Origin of the sequence: Microbacterium sp. NPDC086615 (genome assembly GCF_040686055.1) — a bacterium.
GTDB lineage: Bacteria > Actinomycetota > Actinomycetes > Actinomycetales > Microbacteriaceae > Microbacterium.
Window position 1 is genome coordinate 1 of record NZ_JBFBJJ010000038.1, and the last position, 3,249, is coordinate 3,249.

At 69.1% G+C, this 3,249-nt stretch carries 3 protein-coding genes and 1 pseudogene; 1 reads left to right on the forward strand and 3 read right to left on the reverse strand.

Going from position 1 to position 3,249, the window contains the following annotated elements; genetic code table 11:
- Positions 1–124 precede the first annotated feature (124 nt).
- Both rplA and rplK read right to left on the reverse strand, forming a co-directional pair.
- Complete coding sequence (rplA, locus tag AB0O24_RS18890; protein ID WP_058595376.1) at positions 125–817, reverse strand: 50S ribosomal protein L1; 693 nt, start codon at positions 815–817, stop codon at positions 125–127.
- 11 nt (positions 818–828) lie between these two features.
- The gene (rplK, locus tag AB0O24_RS18895) at positions 829–1,260 is read right to left on the reverse strand and encodes a 50S ribosomal protein L11 (protein ID WP_058595375.1); all 432 of its coding nucleotides are present in this window, start codon (positions 1,258–1,260) and stop codon (positions 829–831) included.
- Positions 1,261–1,738: 478 nt separating this feature from the next.
- On the opposite strand from rplK, the gene AB0O24_RS18900 reads away from it, so the two are divergent.
- Entirely contained in the window at positions 1,739–2,698 is a 960-nt protein-coding gene (locus AB0O24_RS18900; RefSeq protein ID WP_307385288.1) for a hypothetical protein, read from the forward strand.
- A 422-nt stretch (positions 2,699–3,120) separates the two neighbouring features.
- On the opposite strand, the pseudogene AB0O24_RS18905 reads toward AB0O24_RS18900, so the two are convergent.
- Positions 3,121–3,249 (reverse strand): annotated as a pseudogene (locus tag AB0O24_RS18905) (IS30 family transposase); the annotation flags it as partial.

Here is a 3,249-nt window from a genome sequence, read left to right on the forward strand (position 1 = left end):
AACTCATCCCGACGACGATCCTTCTCCTCCGAAAACGACACGGTGGTCGCAACCTCCCAAAATCTGGGGTGTTGCGACCACCGTTAGAACCCGCGAGGCGCAGCGGGGCTTCCGGTGACGGTCGTCAGACGAGGACGTTGACGTCCAGCGGGATGCCGGGACCGAACGTGGTCGAGACAGCGCCCTTCTGGATGTAACGGCCCTTCGAGCTCGACGGCTTGAGGCGGACGATCTCCTCGAGCGCGGCCTTCAGGTTCTCGTCGAGCTGCTCGGCCGAGAACGACGCCTTGCCGACCACGAAGTGGACGTTGGCGTGCTTGTCGACACGGAACTCGATCTTTCCGCCCTTGATCTCCTCGACGGCCTTGGCCGGGTTGGGGGTCACGGTGCCGGTCTTGGGGTTCGGCATGAGGCCGCGGGGTCCGAGAACCTTACCGAGGCGACCGACCTGGCCCATGAGCTCGGGCGTGGCGACGGCCGCGTCGAACGCGGTGTAACCGCCGGCGACCTTCTCGATGAGCTCGGTGCCACCGACCTCGTCGGCGCCGGCGGCGAGAGCCGCCTCGGCCGCGGGGCCGTTGGCGAAGACGATGACGCGCGCGGTCTTACCCGTGCCGTGGGGCAGGATGACCGTGCCGCGGACCATCTGGTCAGCCTTGCGGGGGTCGACCGAGAGCTTCAGCGCGACCTCAACGGTCGAGTCGAACTTCTTCGAGCCGGTCTCCTTCGCGAGGGCGACGGCCTCGGTCGGGGTGTAGAACGTGTCGGGCGCGACCTTCTCAGCGGCGGCCCGGTATGCCTTGGACTTGGTAGCCATTGTTATCTCCCTCAGTCCTCAACCGTGATGCCCATGGAACGGGCGGTGCCGGCGATGATCTTCGAGGCGGCCTCGATGTCGTTCGCGTTCAGGTCGGGCTGCTTGGTCTCGGCGATCTGACGCACCTGCTCCTTGGTGAGCTTGCCCACCTTGGTCGTGTGCGGGGTGGCGGAGCCCTTCTGCAGGCCGGCGGCCTTCTTGATGAGCTCGGCCGCGGGGGGCGTCTTCAGGATGAACGTGAAGCTGCGGTCCTCGTACACCGTGATCTCGACGGGGATCACGTTGCCGCGCTGCGACTCGGTCGCGGCGTTGTAGGCCTTGCAGAACTCCATGATGTTGACGCCGTGCTGACCGAGCGCGGGGCCGATCGGCGGCGCCGGGTTGGCGGCACCGGCGTTGATCTGGAGCTTGATCAGGCCGGTCACCTTCTTCTTGGGTGCCATATCCTTTTCCTCTCTCGAGCGGGTGCCTCGCGGCTCCCTCTCTCCCGCACGTCCGGCGGTTCCGGACAGCGGTCGTCGCCGTGCTGACGCACGAGCAACCTTCACATCATACGCCACGTCGCGACATCCGGTGTCCGGCGTCTCGCGGGAGGCGTGGGGCGGGGACGTGGGCTTGCGGCGCGGGCGGGTGTGGCGCGGTTGGGCGGGCGCGGGCGGCGCGGGTGGGGTAGGTGGGCGCGGCGGTGGCGGTCCGTGGCGCGGGTGGGCGGGCGCGGGTGGGCGGGCGCGGGTGGGCGGGCGCCGGTGGGCGGGCGCGGGTGGGCGGGCGCGGCGGTTGCCCCCTCGCATAAACGCTATCCGCGCGCAGAAACGCGATGTGCACGTGTTTCTGTGCGTGAATCGCGTTTATGCGGCGACCGCGCCGGTGGTTATCCACAGGCGTCCCGAGCGGCGCGCGAGAACGTGGCACCCTCGCGGAATGGACACCGCACCCCGGGCGCTCCGCGCCTCGCCCGCACCGCTGATCGTGGCCTCGGGCGCGCCGCGATCCGGACCGCCACTCTGGCGCGACGAGTCGATGCTGCGCGTCCGCTCGGGTGTGTACACCGTTCGTACCGCATGGGACGGCCTCGCACCGTGGGAGCGTTACCTGGTGCGAGTCCACGCGTTCGCCGTGGCACGAAGAGATGCGGTGTTCTCGCATGAGTCCGCCGCGGCGCTGGTCGGACTGCCGGTGTTCGGGGAGCCGCGCATGATCCACATCTTCGACGGACGTCGCGCGCGGTCGGTGTCTTACGGCGACGTCACCGTGCACACGAGCGCTGATCCGCGATCGACGTGCGAGGTGGCCGGCATCCGGATCACGACCATCCCGAACGTCGTCGTCGACCTCGCGCGCGCTCTCCCCCCGGCGCTCGGGCTGGCGGTCGCGGATGCGGCGTCACGGACGTTCGGCTTGGACGCCGAACAGTTCCTGGAACGTCTGCTCGAACAGAGCAACACGTTCGGAGTGCGCCGGGCGCAGTGGGCGCTGACGCGCGCCGTCCCGATGGCCGAGTCGCCGGGAGAATCGATCAGTCGAGCCGTCATCGAGTGGTGCGGGTTCCCCGCTCCGGCGCTTCAGACGGAGCATCAGGTCGCGGGGCGCACGTACAGGTCGGACTTCTGCTGGCCGGAACATCGAGTGATCGGCGAGAGCGACGGGTGGTCGAAGTACGGCCTGCATGATCCCGCTGCGGCTGCTGAAGCGCTGCGCGCGGAGAAACAGCGCGAAGACGCCCTTCGCCGACAGGGGTGGCGCGTCGCACGCTGGGACTACGCGGGCGCTATCGGGGTCGACGCCCTGCGCGACGCGCTGCTCGCGGCCGGGTTGCGTCCGGTGCGACGCCCCGACCTCGCAGCCCTTTCAGCCGTGGGTCGGAACCCGCGCTCGACCTGAGCCTCGGCGTGCTGCGCGGTCCGTTGCGCACCGAGACGTGCAGAAGCGAAGCCCCGGCCGACTGGGGCAGCCGCGCATAAACGCCGTTCGCGCACAAAAACACGTGCACAGCGTGTTTATGTGAGCGGATCGCGTTTATGCGAGCCGGAAAGGCGGGACGGCGAGCACGGCGCGCAGCGCGGGGTGCGCCCATAAACGCCGTTCGCGCACAAAAACACGAGCAGAGCGTGTTTCTGCGAGCGGATCGCGTTTATGCGTGGCCCACACAGCGACCGCGCGTGCAGGAACCCCACCGAGGCCGCGCGGGCGGGACCCCACACGCACCGAGGCCGCGCGCACGTCCGACGCGGGACGAGCCGCGGGGAACGGCGAACGCCCCGCCGGCGGGGCGGTTTCTAGGGCTCGTCGCAACACCAACTGAACTAAACGAGTTCTAGCAGACGCTGGGCTGGGGTGTCCCAGCCCAGCGTTTTGCGTGGGCGGCCGTTGAGTTTCTGGGCGACGTGCTCGAGGTCTTCCGGACCGTAGACGGACAGGTCGGTGCCTTTCGG

What these genes read in the sequence shown, in the direction of transcription:
- AB0O24_RS18900 (WP_307385288.1), top strand. Translation starts at nt 1,739, where the DNA reads ATGGACACCGCACCCCGGGCGCTCCGCGCCTCGCCCGCACCGCTGATC.
- rplA (WP_058595376.1), bottom strand. Translation starts at nt 817, where the DNA reads ATGGCTACCAAGTCCAAGGCATACCGGGCCGCCGCTGAGAAGGTCGCG.
- rplK (WP_058595375.1), bottom strand. Translation starts at nt 1,260, where the DNA reads ATGGCACCCAAGAAGAAGGTGACCGGCCTGATCAAGCTCCAGATCAAC.